Here is a 15740-nt window from a genome sequence, read left to right on the forward strand (position 1 = left end):
GCCGCGAACCGGGCGGCCCGCCGCGGCTGCCCGGCGGCTCCCGCCCCTACGTCCGGGCGCCGCTGCCCGCGGCGCCGAGCCAGGGGGAGCTGGAGTACGACCGGGAGCAGCGCGAGCTGCGGATCGGCGCGGGCCGCATCTCCCCGGTCTCCCCCGCGGCCTGGGACCGTACGGCCGGCGGGGTACGGGTACTCGAAGCCTGGTGGGAGCGGCGGACGGCGCCGGGCGCACCGGATTCGCTGGAGGCGCTGCGCCCGCCGCGCTGGACCCGGTCGTGCACCTCGGACCTGCTGGAGGTGGTCAGCGTCCTGACGCTGCTCGCCGAACTGGACGACGCGCGGCACGCCCTGGCCCGCCGGCTGTCGGAGCGACCGGAGCGCACCCTCGGCGCGACGGTGCTGCGCGACGCGGGCGTCCTACCGGTGCCGGCGGCCAGGCGCAGGCCGGCGAGCGTACTCGACCATCGTGAAGAGGGACCTGACGGTCAGTTCGCGCTGGTGTGAGTGCAGCGGGGCGCAGAGGTCCGCACTCGCGGGACCGGCCGGCGGGGAGAGGCGGGCAGGCTCGGCGGAGTCGAGGACCAGGGCGCACCGAAGCACCGAGGGAGAGCGGCGCGAACAGCGGAAACCGTTCAGCGGCGGTTGCCGAAGAGCGATCTGCGCAGCCGTCGGAGCGGGGCGAAGAGCGAGACCCTGGCACCGCGATTCGCCGTGGTGTGGGCCGGATTGCGCGAGGTCAGCTCCCGCAGCAGCACGGTCGCCTCCTCGGTCTCGCGCTGCGGCAGGGCCGGCCCGGCCAGTATCGCCAGGTGCCGGTCGAGACGCGCACTGGACGCACCCGTTCCCGCACTGATGGCAGGCACTCTCGGCCTGCCGTGCATCGCTATCTGTTCCATGACTCTCCCCACCCTGACGAGGGCACCCGGCCCGGGCAGGCTAACCCTATCGCCCCGCCGCGTCACGTGCGCATCCCACGTCCGACCAGAATGCCCGATTCACCTTCTTCTCAAGGGTGTTGACACTTTCGGGGCACCGCAGTCGAACAGTGGCAGAACCGTACTCCTGTTCTGGCACCGCCGGTGACCACGGTCGGCCGGGCGCCTCGGGCGGCGGAGCCGGGACCCGACCGGGACCGAAAAACACTGGGCCAAAAGGGCAGGGGTGCCCGATCATGGGCACATGCCCGCGACACCGCGTGAACCGAGGAGGCCAGTGCCGCCCACCACCGGACCAGGAACGGGCCGGGCCGCAGAACCGACCGCCCCGCATCGTGCCCTTCCCGTCCATCTGCGCCTGGACGACAGCGACTCGCCGTCCGATGTGGTGGACGCGCTCTTCCTCGGACGCTTCACCTCGGGCGAGCACCCGTTCGCCCGCGGTGCCTCACTGGACACCGTCAAGTCCGGACTCACCCTGCTGCCGCCGGACGCCACCGTCCTGCGGCAGGCCCGCGACAAGGACCGCAGCGCGACCCTCGCCGAGGGCGACGGCTGGACGATCCTGATCTCGCGGTGGAATCGCGGTGCCGACGTCACGGTGGCGGCCGTCACCGACGAACTCGCCGAGCAGGTGCTCAAGTCGTCGGTGGACGACGCGGAGGACGAGCCGGAGCCGGAGCCGGAGAGCGTCACCATGGGTTTCTGGTACGTCTCGCCGCGCCGCGGACCGCACCGCACCACCCGGCAGATCTCCGCCGCCACGTGGGAGGAACTGCGCGGCAACTACACCGCGCCGGTCGCCGAGGCGATGGACAGCCTGATGAAGCTCAGCGTGGACGACATCGCCGGGCGGCTGCTGCTGCTCCACGGCCCGCCCGGCACCGGCAAGACGTCGGCGCTGCGCACGCTGGCGCGCTCCTGGCGGGATTGGTGCCAGGTCGACTGCGTCCTGGACCCCGAGCGGCTGTTCAACGACGTCGGCTATCTGATGGACATCGCGATCGGCGAGGACGACGGCAGCGCCGGCGGGCGCTGGCGGCTGCTGCTCCTGGAGGACTGCGACGAGCTGATCCGCGGTCAGGCCAAGCACCAGACGGGCCAGGCGCTGTCGCGGCTGCTGAACCTCACCGACGGCCTGCTCGGCCAGGGCCGCAACGTGCTGGTGGGCATCACCACCAACGAGGACCTGGAGCGCCTGCACCCCGCGGTGGTCCGCCCCGGCCGCTGCCTGGCCAGGATCGAGGTCGGCCCGCTCAGCCGCGACGAGGCCGTCAACTGGCTCGGCACCTCCGAGGGCATCGGCCGCGACGGTGCGACGCTGGCCGAGCTGTACGCCCTGCGCCGCGGTACGAACTCCGCACTGCCGGTCCCCGCCCAGGCCGCGGACGGCCTGTACCTGTGACCCGCGCCTGCGCCTAGTCGCCGTAGGCGGCGCGCAGCGCCTCCTCGACGGCGGCGCGGGCCGCGGCGCGGTCCAGGCCGAGGCGGCGACTGCGCTCGACGTACGCCGTCGCGGCCGCGGCCACCTCGCGGGCGCGGGCGTCGGCGGCGGCCACGTAGGTGCCGTGCCGGCCGCGGGTCTCGATCACACCGTCCGCCTCCAGCGCCCGGTAGGCCTTGGCGACGGTGTTGGCCGCGAGCCCGGACTGCTCGGCGAGGCCCCGGACGGTGGGCAGCTTGTAGCCGACCGGGAGCCGACCGGCGCGCGCCTCCTCCGCGATCTGCCCGCGCACCTGCTCGTACGGTGCGACGGCCGAGCCCGCGTCGATGGTGATCTCCAGCGTCATATCGGGGATCCTGGCACAACGGGTGCCGCCAGGGGGACGGCCCGGTCGACTCCGGCCGCGTCGTACGCGATCAAGTCGCCGCTCTCGTGCAGGTGCGTCAGGAAGGGCACTCCCGCGCGGAAGGCGTCCAGGCCCGCGCGGCAGTAGGCGACCATGTCCTGCGGCAGGTCGTCCAGCGGATACCAGCCCAGCTCCGAGCACTTGTCCGGCTCGCGGTTGGCCGGCTCGGCGCCGGGGGCGAGCCGTGCGGTGAAGAACCAGCCGATCCTGGGCCTGCCGTCGGGGCTGCGGTGCTGCATCACCACCGCCGCCTCCAGTTCGTGCGGCGCCAGGTCGATGCCGATCTCCTCCGCGGTCTCCCGGATCATCCCGGCCCTGACGTCCTCGCCGTCCTCCAGGTGTCCCGACGGCGCGTGCAGCAGTCCGTCCGCGTATCCGGTGCCCGCCCGCCGGGCGAGCAGGACCTCGCGGCCGCGCAGCAGGATCAGATGGACGTCGACGACCTCGGTGTGCCGCTGCGGCGGGGCGGGCCTGACCACCGCCGCGTACCGCTCGTCCGCGACCTCGCGTCCCCACAGTTCGGGGTGCGGCCCGAGCTGGTGGATGGTGGTGGACCCGCCGAGGCTCGCGGCCAGCCGGGCAAGGATGTCCGCGGCGATTCCGGCCGGGCTCACGGTGCCCCAGCGGCCCTCGACCAGCACGAGCCTGCCACCGGGCCGCAGCAGCCGGGTCCAGCCGCGGAGCGCGGCGGCAGGGTCGGGCAGCGCCCACAGCACGTGGCGGACCAGCACCACGTCGAAACGGCGGCTGCCGACCGGGGGCAGGGTCGCGTCGCCGACCACCGCCTGCGCGCCGGTGCCCGCCAGCTTCGCGCGCGCCCGCGCGATCATCCTTTCCGACCGGTCGACCGCGGTGACCCGGTGGCCGTCCAGCGCCGCGAGCAGCGCGAGGCTGCCGGTGCCGCAGCCGAGGTCGAGCACGTCCGACGGGGCTTCGGGCAGCCAGGACCGCAGGCGTATCGCCCAGGCGTCCCTGACCTGCGGGTCGCGCAGGCCGTGGTCGGGCTCGTCGTCGAATCGGTCGGCTTCGTCGTCCCAGAACTGCCGTCCCGCGGTGTCCGTGGTCATGCGATCAGCGTGCCATCCGGGACTGACATCGACCGGCGCCCGCAGGCCGGCGCAGGCCCGGCCGGCCGCCGCGGGCCGGCGCGCTCACCAGCTCGGCCGGATCGGGCCTGCCGGGGCGAGCCTGACCAGTTCGTCGCGGAGCGCCAGCAGCCGGCGCTCCCCCACCATCTCCACCCACGGCCTGACCGCCTCCGCGGCGGACGCCTCGGCCGCGCGGGTGCAGCGCCACCCGCGTTCGGTGAGCAGGATCAGCCGGGACCGCGCGTCGTCGGGGTGCGGGCGGCGCTCCACGTAGCCCTTGCGCTCCAGCTCGTCGACGATCTGGCTGGCCGCCTGCCGGGTGAATCCCAGGTGGGCGGCGATGTCGGTGACGGTCGCGCCGTCCGGGGCGAGCCGGGTGAAGACGAATCCGTGGGTCGGGCGGATGTCGTCGAAACCGTGGGCCACCACGCCGGTCTGGATGTCCTGGACGAGGGAACCCGTCGCGCCGAGGAGGGCGGCGGTCAGGCTCATCGCATCGGAGTTCTTCATCAGGACAGCTTGACACAGTGGGCAAGCTGCTTGAGTATGTAAGAAAGCAGCTTGAGCAAGTTGCTTGAGTAAGTCTCTTGCCTATCGGGCGGACCGATGTCAGGACCGCCCTGATTCGTTCTTCTTTTTGGGGGTCGCCATGCCTTTCATCGCCGCCGACGAGCCCGTCGTCCACGACCTGCACGGGGTGCGCTTCGTGTCCTACGCGTCACCCGCGTTCGGCAGCAAGGAGTTGTGCGCGTGGCGCGGGGAGGTGCCCGCCGGGAGTCGCGGGCAGGTCCACACGATCAGCCGCGAAGAGGTCTTCCTCGTCCTGTCCGGCTCGCTGCGGCTCACGATCGACGGCGACGCGCGGCTGCTCGGCGCGGGGGACGTGGCGATCGCACCGGCCGGCTCCACCCTCGGTGTCGCCAATCCGACGGAGGAGCCGGCCGGGATGTGGGTCACCACGAGCGTCGGCCTGTCAGCCACGCTGCCCGACGGTTCGCGGATATCCCCGCCGTGGGCTAACTGACGGCCGACAGGCAGTTCGTCGGGGTGGCGTGCGCGGGGTCGAGGGCGTTGGCCACCTCGTGGAAGGCGATGCGGTCGGTCAGCCCGATCGCGACGTGCTCGGAGACGTCGACCGCGCAGAGGTCCTGCAGCAGCACGTTACGGACGTCCGGCCCGGACAGCGCCTGGGTCGTATACGGGGTGACGACCTCGTCGTAGATGGTCGAGATCACGGTGTAGTGCACCCCCGGCACCGTGTCGCCGCCGGCGTTGAGCGTGCGGATGAAGGGGGAGCCGGCCACCTGGTCGTAGAGGCCGGGGGTGTTGTCCTGGAGGAAGTCCGCCGCGCCGGGGAAGTAGGGAAGGAGCTTGGTCAGGCCGTCGAGGGTGGTGCCGTGATTGTCGGGGGCCAGCGCGACCAGGGAGTTCACCTTGGCGGCGCCGCCGAGGAACTTCAGGTAGTAGTTCGGCATCATGCCGCCCTGGGAGTGACCGACGAGGTCGGCCTTGGAGGCGTGCGTCGCCGCGAGCACCCGGTCGGTGAAAGCGGACAGCTGCCCGGCCGAGTCGGCGATCGGCCCGAGGCCGCCGATCAGGTTCTCGCCCGGGAGCATGCCGTAGTCGAAGGAGTAGACGCAGTAGCCGCGATCGACCAGATAGGGGGCGAGGACCAGCCAGTTGTCGGTGCCGTTGGCAAAGGTGCCGTGCACCAGGACGACGGGTCGGGGGTGTTGCGCCGAGGGGCGGCAGGAGAAGTTGTTCCAGCCGCTGGAGGGCGCCGAGCCGGCGGACGCGGCAGCCGTGGGGACCGTCACCGCCGCCACAGTGAGGGAAAGCGCGGCCAAGAGCCGTCGCCAGGGCAGCTTCATAGGATCTCCTTGCAGGTCAGGACATGTGGGGGTACACGCTCGCCCTGTGATCCGGATCACTGACTTGCCGGGCTCATGACAAGTTACGCACGAGTAGGAAGCGAGGGATAGTTACGCGCGGGTAAAAAATGGCGTCAGCGCTTGCGGGGCTGGGCGCCCGTCAGATCGGGGGCCAGAGTGGCCGGGTGGACGCTGTCGGGACCGAAGCGGCGACAGGCCCGGTCGGCGGCCGCTTCCGCCGCCCGGGCGCGGCCGTCACGCGGGTCGAGGCTGAGCTGGTGGTGCGCGTGGCCGGCCGGCGCGAGGTCGTCGACGCGGATCGCGAAAGCCCGCACCCGCGCACGCTGGAGCCCCAGGGAGACCAGGATGCCCAGGGCCGCGGCCGCCAGGTCGGGCGAATGGCCGGTGGGCTCGGGCAGGGTGCGGGTCCTGGCGGTGGAGGTGCGGTCGGCGTAGCGGACGGTGAGGGTGAGGCGGCCTGTCACCTGGCCCTCGGTCCTGAGACGTTGGCCGAGCCGGCCGGCCAGGGAGAGGACGGCCCGGTGGTGCCGCTCCGGGTCCAGGCAGTCCTGGTCGAAGAGGTGATCGACGGTCATATGGGCCGCGGGGGCCTGCGGGGTGACCGGGCGGGGGTCGCGGCCGCGTGCGCGGTCGGCCAGCAGGCGGGCAGGTCCTGCGCCGAGCAGGCGCTGGAGGGTCGCTGCGGGGAGGTCCGCGACCTGGCCGATGGTGTGCAGGCCGTATCTGCCCAGGGTGGTGGCGGTCGCCCGCCCGACCCCGGGCAGCGCGGTCACCGGCCGGGGCCGCAGCCAGGCGTCCATGGCGGCCTGGTCGCGGGGGATCTGCGTGGTGCGCCCCGGGGCGGAGACGGCTGCCGCCATGGCGGCGAGCATGCGGTTGCCGGCCAGGCCTGCGCTGCACTCGATGCCGTACAGGGCCATGAGCCTGAGCCTGGCCATCTGGACCAGGCCGTAGGGGTCGAGGTCGAAGTACCGGAGGGCCGAGGTCAGGTCGAGCTGGACGGCGTCGGGCGGGAAGGCCTGGACGTGCGGGGTGATGCCGGTCAGCAGGTCCAGCACGTCCGCGTACCGGCCGTCGTCCGTCACGCCGTGCAGGTGCAGGTGGGCGATATGCCTGGGGCGTGGGGTCATCCCGCACTTCCCGGGCTTCGGTGGCCGAGCTTGCGCAGGTCGGCCGAGCGGCTGCCGGCGGGCTGCAGGTCGGCGTAGGGGTGCAGCCGGGCGCCTGCCGTGCCGTCGGGCAGGCTGCGGCCCGGCTGCGCGGGAGTGGGCTGCGGGCCGTCCGCGCCGAGCAGTTCGAGGGCGGCCTCCGGGCCGTTGTCGCGCCGGGCGGCGGCGATCCGCTCCAGGTCCCAGGCCATGGTGCCGACGACGGTGCGCCGCCTTCCGCGGACCTGCACCGTCCCGCGGACAAGCAGCAGCCCGGAGTGGAAGACCGTGTGCGCGCAGGCTTCGTGGGAGTCCTCGAAGAAGGCCAGGTCCACCAGGCCCGATCCGTCCTCCAGGGTGACGAAGATGACGCGCTTGCCGCTGGCGATCGGCGGCGTCTGGGTCGAGGCGCGCACCCCGGCGACCAGGACCTGCCGGCCCGCCTGCAGGTCGGCCAGGTGGGCGGCGTCGGTCGCGCCGATCTCCCGCAGCAGCCGGTGGTGGTGCTCCATCAGGTGCTTGGAGACGTCGATCCCGAGGGTGTTCAGCTCCGCGCTGAGGGCCTCGCGCCCGGTCATCTCCGGCATGCCGCTCGGTTCCGCCCCGCCGACCGCGCCCGCCTCGATGGGCAGTTGGCCCTTCCCCGCGCTGCGGGCGCGGGACTGCTGGTGGAGTTCGGCGATCTGCAGGAGCAGGTCCCGCCGGGTCAGCCGCCCGTCGTGCAGTTCGTCCAGCGCGCCGATCTCGGCGAGGCGTTCGGCGACCGGCCGGCTGGGGTGCCCGCGCTGCCAGAGGTCCGACAGCGACCCGTAGGGCTGGCCCGCGGCGATCCGCGCGCACTCGTCCGTGCTGATCCCGCGCACCCCGGACAGCGCGAGCCGCACCCCCCACCGGTCCCCGGCAGCCCGCTCCACGGTGTGCTCGGGCCTGGAGTGGTTGACGTCGACCGGCAGGACCGGCACCCCGCGGCGCCGGGCGTCGGCGACGATGACCCGCTTGGGCCACATCCCCGGGTCGTGCTCCAGCAGCCCCGCCAGCAGGAAGGCCGGGTAGTGCGCCTTCAGCCAGGCCGACTGCAGGGCGGGCACGGCGAAGGCGACGGCGTGCGCCCGGCAGAAGCCGTACGCGCCGAAGGACTCGACGTTCGCCCAGACCTGGTCGCGGACCTCGGGGGTGTAACCGCGGGCGGCCGCCTTGCCGTGGAACCAGTCCCTGATCCGCGGCAGCCGCTCGGTGTCCCCCAGCGCCCGCCGGGCGATCTCGGCCATCGCCAGGTCGCAGCCGGTCAGGACGCTGATCGTCTCGATGACCTGCTCGTGCCAGATCGTCACGCCGTAGGTGTCGGCGAGCACCGGCTCCAGGTCGGGGTGGGCGTAGTGCGGGTCGCCGCCGTGCCGGGCGGCGATGTACCGCTCGGGCATGCCGCCCTGGACCGGTCCCGGGCGGAAGAGGCTGATGTCGGCGATGACGTCCTGCACGTCCCGCGGCTGCAGCCGGGACAGCAGGTCCTGCTGGCCGGGCGACTCCAGCTGGAACATGCCGATCGTCTGGCTCTCCTGGATGAGCTTGAACGCGAAGACGTCGTCCAGCGGGACCTGCGCCGGGTCGTCGAGGTCGACCCGGTCGCCGGTGGCCCGCTCGATCTCGGCGACGGCGTGCGCCATCGCGGACTGCATCCGCACCGCCAGCACGTCCAGCTTGATGTTGCCCAGTGCCTCGACCTCCTCCTTCGCCGCCATCGCCATCGGGTAGTCGCCCTGCGGGGTCGGCTGCACCGGCAGCCGGTCCAGCAGCGTCGCGTCGCTGATGATCACCCCGCAGGGGTGCATGGCCATGCCGTGCACCAGGGAGTCCAGCCCCTCGGCCAGCTCCCACAGCGGCCCGTAGCGCCCCGCCTCGGCGGCGAGCCCGCGCAGTTCCGGCAGTTCGGCCAGCGCGCTGGTGATGTCGGACGCCCGCAGGTGCGGGAAGCTCTTGGCGATCCGGTCCACGTCGTGGGGGGCGATACCCAGCGCGAGGCCGGTGTCGCGCAGCGCCCTGCGCGCCCGGTAGGTCTCCGGCATCGCGGTGACCGCGACCCGCTCGTGGCCGAACCGGCGGAAGATCGCGTCGTAGCACTCCAGCCTGCGTGCCGACTCCACGTCGATGTCGATGTCCGGCAGCGAGTCGCGCCGGACGCTCAGGAAGCGTTCGAACAGCAGGTGGTGGTCGAGCGGGTTGGCCGTGGCGATACCCAGCGCGTGGCAGACCATCGACCCCGCGCCCGAGCCGCGGGCCGCGACCCGGATGCCCAGCTCGCGGATGTCGGCGACCACCTGGCCGACGGCGAGGAAGTACGCGTCGAAGCCCAGCCGGGCGATGATCCCCAGCTCGTCGGCCATCCGCTCGCGTGCCGCCCGGTCCTGGTCGAGACCCCGCCTGACCAGGCCTGCCGTCGCCTTCTCCCGCAGCGTCTCGGTGGCGCCGTCCCGGCCGGCCCCGACGACCTCCGCCTCGGGGAAGTGCCGGGTGCCCAGGCCGATGTCCCGGGGGGACAGCCGGCAGGCGGCCGCGGTGGACGCGGTGTCGGCGAGCAGCCGGCCGGCCCGGCGCGGCCCCGTGCCGGCGCACTCGGCGATCTGCTGCGCGGTCCGGGCCATCTCCTCCTCGCCCTTGAGCCAGCGCTGCCCCCCGTCGAGGCGCCGCCGGTCGATGGGCCGCAGCAGCCGGGCGGCGTCCAGGACGTCGGCGAGCCGGTGCTGCTCGGGGTCGGCGTAGCGGACGGCGTTGGTCAGCACCGCGGGCGTACGGGTGCGGTCGGCGAGGGCGAGGGTGCGGGCGGCCAGCCGCAGCGAGCCGGGACCGGTGCCGGGACGGCCGTGGACGACCGCCTCAAGACGCAGGCCCTCACCGAATATCTCCCACCAGGGCCGCAGCAGCTGCACCGCGACGTCCTCCCGGCCGGCCGCCAGTGCGCGCACCGGCTCGGACGTCGGCCCGAGCAGCGCGATCAGCCCCGGGCCGCCGTGCTCGCGCAGCGCGTCCCACGCCACCTCCACGGGAGCGGCCCGGCTCGCCGTGCCCGCATGGGCGGCGCTGGTGATCCGGCACAGCCGCGCCCAGCCCTCCTTGTCGCGGGCCAGCAGCACGAACCGCAGCGCCGGCTCGGCCACGTGGGCGCCGCCGCGTACCGGGGTCCGCGGCCGCTGCGCCGGGGGCGGCGGCGCGAGCGGCGCCACGGCGAGGTCGATCCCGAAGACCGGCCGCACCCCCGTTTCCGCGCAGGCCTCGGCGAACCGCACGGCCCCGGTGACGGTGTCCCGGTCGGTCAGCGCCAGCGCTTCCATCCCCCGCTCGGCCGCCCGCAGTGCGAGCTGCTCGGGGTGCGCGGCGCCGTACCGCTCGGAGTAACCGGACGCGACATGCAGATGGGCGAAGCCCGCCATGCCGCACCTCCACACTCCACCCCTTTTCAGCCATCCGCCCGAAACGTTCCTCGTACGTTCGTTCGATTAGCTTAGCGCGGTACTCCCAGGTCAGCGACTCGAACACGCTCACGCCGAACGATCCGGCCGCGGAAAACGGTGGCCGGATCGAGCACTTACGCGTCATCTCCGCAGCCCGGCAACGGACTTGGCACGGCGGCCGCAGTTTCGAACAATTTCGAACAAGGGGGAGCCGCGTCAGCGGGTACGGCTCGGGTCCTCCGCGGCACGCACCCGGCAGCCGTCACCCGCACCGGTCCCCACCCGCGCACCGGCGGGGCGCCGCAGCAGCAGGAGCCAGGCCGCCGCCGCGCCGCCCGCACCGACCGCGACGAGCTGCAGCCGGTAGTCGACCAGCGCGACCAGGACCGCGCCGAGCGCCGCGGCCACCGCCGTGGGCGCGAAGACCACGGTGCCCGCGGCCGCGGCCACCCGGCCGACCAGCGCCGGCTCGGTGTGCTGCTGCACGGCGGTGAAGGCCGCGACGATCACCCACGGCAGCCCGACGCCGATCGCGACGGTCCCGGCGAGCACGACCGGCAGCGACGGCACCGCACGCACCGCGGCGCCGGCGGCGAAGAGCAGCAGACCGGTCGCGGCGAAGGCGCGTTCCGGCAGCCGGCGCATGACGGCGCCCGCCACGGTCCCCGCCACGATCGAGCCCGCGCCCTGCACCGCGTAGAGCACGCCGACGAAGGCGGGCAGGCGGTGCAGGCCCGCGTCGGCCAGTTCGTAGATCGCGGCGCTGCTGACGCCGGACAGCAGCATGGCGACGGCCCCCGCCCCCACCAGCCGCAGCAGCAGCGGGTTGCCGCGCAGCGCGCGGACGCCCTCCGCGGTCTGCGCGCGCCAGCCGCCGGCCGCGGAGGCGGGCGGCTCCTCGCGGACCCGCAGCGCGGCGAAGGCGAGCGCGGCCAGCCCGAAGGTGACCGCGTCCAGCAGCGCGACGGCGCCGCCGCCCCAGCGCAGGAACAGGCCCGCGCCGGCCAGCGGGGCCAGCAGCTTCATGGCCTCGTTCACCGTCATCCGCAGCCCGTTGAAGTCACCGCGCAGCCCGGCCGGTACGGCGCTGACGACCAGCCCCGCCTCGGCGGCGTCGCAGAGCACGGAACCGGTCCCGACCGCGGCCAGCACCACCAGCAGCAGCCAGACGTCGCGCCCCGAGCGGACCGCGAGCAGGGCGGGCAGCAGCACGGCGAGCGCGGCGTTGACCCCGATCAGCAGCCGCCGCCGGCGAACCCGGTCTGCGGCGGTCCCCAGCAGCGGTCCCGCCAGGGTGGGCGCCCAGACGCAGGCGGTCACCGCGGCGGCCAGGCTGCTCGATCCGGTCAGCGTCTTCACCCAGATCCCGGCGACGAGCAGCATCGCCGAGTCCCCGAACCCGGAGACCAGGACGCCGCCCAGATACGTCGCCGCGCCGCGGTCCCGCAGCACCTTCCGCACCGTCATGACCCCCCAACCTATTGCTTGGGGGTGGGCTGGACAATCCCCGCATCCGGCTGCCGGGAGCGGTGTAATGGGCGTATGACCGCCACCGATCCCCTGTTGCGCGCCCTCGCCCACCCGGTGCGGCTGCGTATCGTCTCCCTGGTCTGGAACGTCCCGCTGTCCGCCGCGGAGCTGTCCCGCGAGCTGGGCATCTCGCACGCGCTGGCCAGCCAGCACCTGCGCCGCCTCGACGCGGTCGGCCTGGTGGAGCTGGCCGAGGTGCGGGCCAACCGGGGCGGCCGGGAGCGCCGCTACCGGGCGGTGCACGGCTCCCCGCTGTCGGACCAGCGCCACGAGGGGGTCCGGCTGATCGCCGAGGCGATGGCCCACAACCTGCGCGAGCGCGCGGGCCGCCGGGCGCCCGGCGCCGAGGGGGTCACCTCGGACGCGGAGCTGTGGGTGGCGCCCGAGGTCTGGACGGACTTCAGGCACCGACTGGCCGCGCTCTTCGGCGAGTTGCACGACGCCGCCCGCGCCCCGCACGCCCCGGGTACGGTCGGAATCGGCGCGACGGTGATGGTGTTCCCCCTCGCGGAACCCGACGGCACCGAGCCGGCGGACCCCGCGCCCTACACCCGCGAGCCGAACGACCCCCAGGAGTGATCGTGAGCCCCGCCCCCGCCACCGACACGCTGCTCGACCTGCTGCGCAAGCAGCGCACCGGAGTGCTCGTCACCCTCAAGAGGGACGGCAGGCCGCAGCTGTCCAACGTGACGTTCACCTACGACGACACCACCCGGACCATCCGCATCTCGGCGACCGACGACCGTGCCAAGACCCGCAACCTGCGCCGCGACCCGCGGGCCAGCTTCTACGTCACCGCGCCCGACATGGGCGCGTATCTGGTCGCCGAGGGCGACGCCGAGCTGACCCCGGTGGCCGCCGACCCGCACGACGCGACCGTCGAGGAGCTGATCGACGTCTACCGTTCGGCCGTCGGCGAGCACCCGGACTGGGACGAGTACCGTGCCGCGATGGTCACCGACGGGCGGCTGGTGATCAGCCTGCGCGCGGACCGGGCGTACGGGATGGGCGCGCTCGGGCCGGTCAGCGGCCCGCTGGACTGACCGGCGCGGTGCCGGCCGCCCGGGTCGCATGCACGGGGTGGCCGAGCGCCCGCGCAGCGGCCGTGCGGAGGTCTCCGGCATGCGGCCGGTCTGCCGGCGGCCGCGGACGGGTACTGCCCCGCGAGCGGCGGTACGCCCCCGCCGTGCGGACACGGCGGGGGCGTATGGCGAACGGGACGTGCCGGCAGGTCAGTAGACGCTGACGCCGTACGCGCTGAGCGCCTCGGTGACCGGCTGGAAGTAGGTCGTGCCGCCGGAGCTGCAGTTGCCGCTGCCTCCGGAGGTCAGGCCGATGGCCTTGGCGCCGTCGTAGAGGGAGCCGCCGCTGTCGCCGGGCTCGGCGCAGACGTTGGTCTTGATCAGGCCGGAGACGATGCCGTCGGCGCCGTAGTTGACGGTGGCGTTGAGCGCCTGGACGGTACCGCTGTGGATGCCCGTGGTGGAGCCGCGGCGCTTGACGGACTCGCCGACGAAGGCGTTCGCGGCGCTGGTGATGTCCTGGCTGCCGACGGTGCCGTCATGGGCGACGGAGGTGTCGTAGCGGACGATGCCGTAGTCGTTGCCGGGGAAGCTGGTGCCCACTGTCGGGCCGATGTACGAGCCCGAGCTGGTGTAGTAGTCCGGGTAGCCCTGGGTGCAGTGGCCTGCGGTCAGGAAGTAGTACGTGCTGCCGCTGCGGACGTTGAAGCCCACCGAGCAGCGCCAGCTGTCGGTGAGGACGGCGTCGCCGCCGGACAGCAGCTTGCTGAAGGTGCCCGACACCCGGGTGATGTGGACGGCGTCGCCGTAGGCGGCGGTGGACTTGGTGAGCGCGGCGAGCTGGGCGGCGGTCACCCGGCTGTCGGCGCTGACCTCGAGGGTGTTGCTGCGCGGGTCGACCGACCAGGCGGTGCCCGCGATGTCGGCGGCCTGCGTGGTGTCGCCGGCCTTGGCGAGCTGGGCGGCGCTGTGGCTGACCAGCCGGGGTGTGGCGCCCGCGGCGCGGACGCTGTCGGCCGTGGCCTGGTCGGTGACGTTGACGACGGTGCTCTTGGTCGCGCTGTCGTAGTAACTGCCCGCGGTGCGGTCGGCACCGAGGTGGGCGGCGAGCGTCGCCGCCGCTTCCGGGGTCGCCTTCGCGGCGCCTGCGGCCTGGGTGGCGCTGGCGGACGGAAGGGCGAAGGCGGTCGCGGCGAGCATGCCGGTGGTGACGGCGAGGAGTTGTATGCGTCGGGTGGACTTCACTCGTTCCTCCTGTGGGGGTGGAGGGGGAATTTGTCGATGTACGGTCAGGAGACCGATTAACGAACGCGGCGTCAGCCTGACGGGTACTCATGGGAGTATTCAGGCCTCACAGGGAACACACAAGAGGGCCTTGACACCGGCAACCTGCTGGAAACACACGCGCCCCGGCGCCCCCAAACGCGCCGGGCGCAACGGCATACGACCTCGGTTCGGGCACGCGCCGGCCCCGCACCTGCGGCCGGCCCCCGCCCGGCCCGGGTGGCGGACCGGCCCGGCGGACCGGCTAACTCCCAGGCCGGGACAGGCCCAGGTGGTCCCGCAGGGTCGTGCCCGTGTACGCCGTCCGCAGCGATCCGCGCTGCTGGAGCAGCGGCACCACCCGGTCGACGAACGCGTCGAGCCCGCGGCCCGCGGCCGCCGGGTCGGGGCGCAGGACGAAGCCGTCCGTCGCGGCACTCTGCACCTGCGTGTGCAGGCGGTCGGCGAGTTCGCGTGCCGCGGCGCCGGAGGCGGCGGCCTCCGCGGCCAGGTCGAGGCGGGACAGCACCCGGGCGCGGCGGCTGCCGTGCCGCCCGCCGGGCGGCAGCCCGGTGAGCAGCACCTCGGGCGTACCGCCGAGGTCCAGCAGCGCCGGCCGGGCCTGCGCGCCCGAGGGGTCGCAGAACCTCACCGGCGGCCCGCCCGCGCGCCCGCCGCTGAGCCGGTCGAGTACGGCGATCCTGCGGGCCAGGTCGTACGGCTCCCGCCCCGCGCCCGCCCCCGGCAGGGCCACCGCCAGGCCGATCCTGCCGGTGACCGCGGCCAACGCGTGCAGCACGGTGACCGGTTCAGGACCGCAGCCGCGCTCCCCCGCGAGCAGCACGACGTCGAACAGCCCGCGCTCGGCGACCCTGGCCAGCGCGGCCCAGCTCTCGAAGTCCGCCCCCGTCCCGCCGCCTTCGCCGCCCAGCGGCAGCTCGACGCCGAGATGCAGCTGCCGCACGCCGGCGCCGGCGCCCCGGCGCGCGGTCACGACAGCACCCCGCGGGCGGCCGGGCGGGCGGGGCGGTGCAGGTCGAGGTGTTCGCGCAGGGTGGCGCCCGGGTGGAAGGAGCGGAAGAGGCCGCGGTGCTGGAGCAGCGCGGCCGTGCCGTTGACGAACCGCTCTAGGTCCCGCGCGGGTTCGACCGGGCGGACGTGGAAGCCGTCGACCGCGGCCTGCCGCTGCCAGTCTGCGATCAGGTCGGCCAGGTCGACCGGGCCGCCGCGGAAGAGGACCCCGCCGGACGCGTCGGGCAGCAGCGCGATCTCGGCGCCCGGCTCGGCGCCGACCTCGCCGCCGCCGAGGTCCACCGACAGGTCGGCCACCACCAGCAGCCGGTCGGGGTCGCGGCCCGCCTCGGCGGCGAGCCGGTGCAGGTCCGCCCTGATGAACCCGGCGTCCTCGGGCCGGGTCGCGCGGACGAAGGCGACGTCGGCGTGCCGGGCGGCGACACCGCGGGCGGCGGGCTCGGTGGCGTCGAGCACGGTGACCGGAGCGGCCGGCGACGGCCAGCGGCCGCCGCGCCACAGGCCGGTGACCGCGGCGGCGGTGTCGCCGGCCGCC

At 74.2% G+C, this 15740-nt stretch carries 15 protein-coding genes and 1 pseudogene; 5 read left to right on the forward strand and 11 right to left on the reverse strand.

Going from position 1 to position 15740, the window contains the following annotated elements:
- Positions 1–503: pseudogene (locus tag NFU81_RS38900) on the forward strand (type ISP restriction/modification enzyme); the annotation flags it as partial.
- A gap of 128 nt (positions 504–631) precedes the next feature.
- Here NFU81_RS38900 and NFU81_RS38905 read toward each other — a convergent pair.
- The gene (locus NFU81_RS38905; RefSeq protein ID WP_251501503.1) at positions 632–895 is read right to left on the reverse strand and encodes a hypothetical protein; all 264 of its coding nucleotides are present in this window, start codon (positions 893–895) and stop codon (positions 632–634) included.
- A gap of 283 nt (positions 896–1178) precedes the next feature.
- Between NFU81_RS38905 and NFU81_RS38910 the strand changes: the two genes are divergently transcribed.
- Complete coding sequence (locus NFU81_RS38910) at positions 1179–2339, forward strand: DUF5925 domain-containing protein (RefSeq protein WP_422665397.1); 1161 nt, start codon at positions 1179–1181, stop codon at positions 2337–2339.
- Positions 2340–2352: 13 nt separating this feature from the next.
- Here the strand turns inward: NFU81_RS38910 and NFU81_RS38915 are convergent, their stop codons facing one another.
- The 3 genes from NFU81_RS38915 to NFU81_RS38925 form a co-directional block, all read right to left on the reverse strand.
- A complete protein-coding gene (locus NFU81_RS38915) occupies positions 2353–2724 on the reverse strand; it encodes a GntR family transcriptional regulator (RefSeq protein ID WP_251501521.1) in 372 nt (123 codons plus the stop codon).
- Positions 2721–3851 (reverse strand): methyltransferase domain-containing protein, encoded by a 1131-nt coding sequence (locus NFU81_RS38920; protein WP_251501524.1) that lies wholly within the window; start codon positions 3849–3851, stop codon positions 2721–2723. The genes NFU81_RS38915 and NFU81_RS38920 overlap by 4 nt, the downstream gene beginning before the upstream one ends.
- Positions 3852–3935: 84 nt before the next feature.
- On the reverse strand, positions 3936–4382 hold the full coding sequence (locus tag NFU81_RS38925) for a MarR family winged helix-turn-helix transcriptional regulator (protein ID WP_251501528.1): 447 nt from the start codon (positions 4380–4382) through the stop codon (positions 3936–3938).
- Positions 4383–4521: 139 nt separating this feature from the next.
- Here NFU81_RS38925 and NFU81_RS38930 point away from each other — a divergent pair, with 139 nt between their 5' ends.
- Positions 4522–4896 (forward strand): cupin domain-containing protein, encoded by a 375-nt coding sequence (locus NFU81_RS38930; protein WP_251501530.1) that lies wholly within the window; start codon positions 4522–4524, stop codon positions 4894–4896.
- Here NFU81_RS38930 and NFU81_RS38935 read toward each other — a convergent pair.
- From NFU81_RS38935 to NFU81_RS38950, 4 genes are all read right to left on the reverse strand, one after another.
- Positions 4889–5743 (reverse strand): esterase/lipase family protein, encoded by an 855-nt coding sequence (locus NFU81_RS38935; RefSeq protein ID WP_251501534.1) that lies wholly within the window; start codon positions 5741–5743, stop codon positions 4889–4891. The two genes, NFU81_RS38930 and NFU81_RS38935, sit on opposite strands and share 8 nt — an antisense overlap.
- 134 nt (positions 5744–5877) lie before the next feature.
- On the reverse strand, positions 5878–6894 hold the full coding sequence (locus NFU81_RS38940; RefSeq protein WP_251501537.1) for a DNA polymerase Y family protein: 1017 nt from the start codon (positions 6892–6894) through the stop codon (positions 5878–5880).
- The gene (locus tag NFU81_RS38945; RefSeq protein WP_251501540.1) at positions 6891–10337 is read right to left on the reverse strand and encodes a DNA polymerase III subunit alpha; all 3447 of its coding nucleotides are present in this window, start codon (positions 10335–10337) and stop codon (positions 6891–6893) included. Before NFU81_RS38945 ends, NFU81_RS38940 begins: the two co-directional genes overlap by 4 nt.
- Positions 10338–10574: 237 nt before the next feature.
- On the reverse strand, positions 10575–11825 hold the full coding sequence (locus NFU81_RS38950; RefSeq protein ID WP_251501544.1) for an MFS transporter: 1251 nt from the start codon (positions 11823–11825) through the stop codon (positions 10575–10577).
- 75 nt (positions 11826–11900) lie between these two features.
- Here NFU81_RS38950 and NFU81_RS38955 point away from each other — a divergent pair, with 75 nt between their 5' ends.
- Both NFU81_RS38955 and NFU81_RS38960 read left to right on the forward strand, forming a co-directional pair.
- Positions 11901–12467 (forward strand): ArsR/SmtB family transcription factor, encoded by a 567-nt coding sequence (locus NFU81_RS38955; RefSeq protein WP_251501548.1) that lies wholly within the window; start codon positions 11901–11903, stop codon positions 12465–12467.
- 2 nt (positions 12468–12469) lie between these two features.
- On the forward strand, positions 12470–12931 hold the full coding sequence (locus tag NFU81_RS38960) for a PPOX class F420-dependent oxidoreductase (RefSeq protein ID WP_251501551.1): 462 nt from the start codon (positions 12470–12472) through the stop codon (positions 12929–12931).
- Positions 12932–13120: 189 nt separating this feature from the next.
- On the opposite strand, the gene NFU81_RS38965 is transcribed toward NFU81_RS38960, so the two are convergent.
- The 3 genes from NFU81_RS38965 to NFU81_RS38975 all read right to left on the reverse strand — a co-directional run.
- Positions 13121–14155, reverse strand: coding sequence for a S1 family peptidase (locus tag NFU81_RS38965; RefSeq protein ID WP_251501554.1), 1035 nt, complete (start codon positions 14153–14155; stop codon positions 13121–13123).
- Between the two features lie 283 nt (positions 14156–14438).
- The gene (locus tag NFU81_RS41545; RefSeq protein WP_274038022.1) at positions 14439–15167 is read right to left on the reverse strand and encodes an LLM class flavin-dependent oxidoreductase; all 729 of its coding nucleotides are present in this window, start codon (positions 15165–15167) and stop codon (positions 14439–14441) included.
- The coding region (locus NFU81_RS38975; protein WP_251501557.1) for an LLM class flavin-dependent oxidoreductase at positions 15164–15740 on the reverse strand (577 nt) is incomplete at its 5' end. The genes NFU81_RS38975 and NFU81_RS41545, both read right to left, overlap by 4 nt.

Source organism: Actinacidiphila cocklensis (assembly GCF_907177275.1).
GTDB lineage: Bacteria > Actinomycetota > Actinomycetes > Streptomycetales > Streptomycetaceae > Actinacidiphila > Actinacidiphila cocklensis.

Bases quoted from the DNA above. Each gene is read 5' to 3' on its own strand.
- NFU81_RS38905 (WP_251501503.1), bottom strand. From the start codon at position 895: ATGGAACAGATAGCGATGCACGGCAGGCCGAGAGTGCCTGCCATCAGT.
- NFU81_RS38910 (WP_422665397.1), top strand. From the start codon at position 1,179: ATGCCCGCGACACCGCGTGAACCGAGGAGGCCAGTGCCGCCCACCACC.
- NFU81_RS38915 (WP_251501521.1), bottom strand. From the start codon at position 2,724: ATGACGCTGGAGATCACCATCGACGCGGGCTCGGCCGTCGCACCGTAC.
- NFU81_RS38920 (WP_251501524.1), bottom strand. From the start codon at position 3,851: ATGACCACGGACACCGCGGGACGGCAGTTCTGGGACGACGAAGCCGAC.
- NFU81_RS38925 (WP_251501528.1), bottom strand. From the start codon at position 4,382: ATGAAGAACTCCGATGCGATGAGCCTGACCGCCGCCCTCCTCGGCGCG.
- NFU81_RS38930 (WP_251501530.1), top strand. From the start codon at position 4,522: ATGCCTTTCATCGCCGCCGACGAGCCCGTCGTCCACGACCTGCACGGG.
- NFU81_RS38935 (WP_251501534.1), bottom strand. From the start codon at position 5,743: ATGAAGCTGCCCTGGCGACGGCTCTTGGCCGCGCTTTCCCTCACTGTG.
- NFU81_RS38940 (WP_251501537.1), bottom strand. From the start codon at position 6,894: ATGACCCCACGCCCCAGGCATATCGCCCACCTGCACCTGCACGGCGTG.
- NFU81_RS38945 (WP_251501540.1), bottom strand. From the start codon at position 10,337: ATGGCGGGCTTCGCCCATCTGCATGTCGCGTCCGGTTACTCCGAGCGG.
- NFU81_RS38950 (WP_251501544.1), bottom strand. From the start codon at position 11,825: ATGACGGTGCGGAAGGTGCTGCGGGACCGCGGCGCGGCGACGTATCTG.
- NFU81_RS38955 (WP_251501548.1), top strand. From the start codon at position 11,901: ATGACCGCCACCGATCCCCTGTTGCGCGCCCTCGCCCACCCGGTGCGG.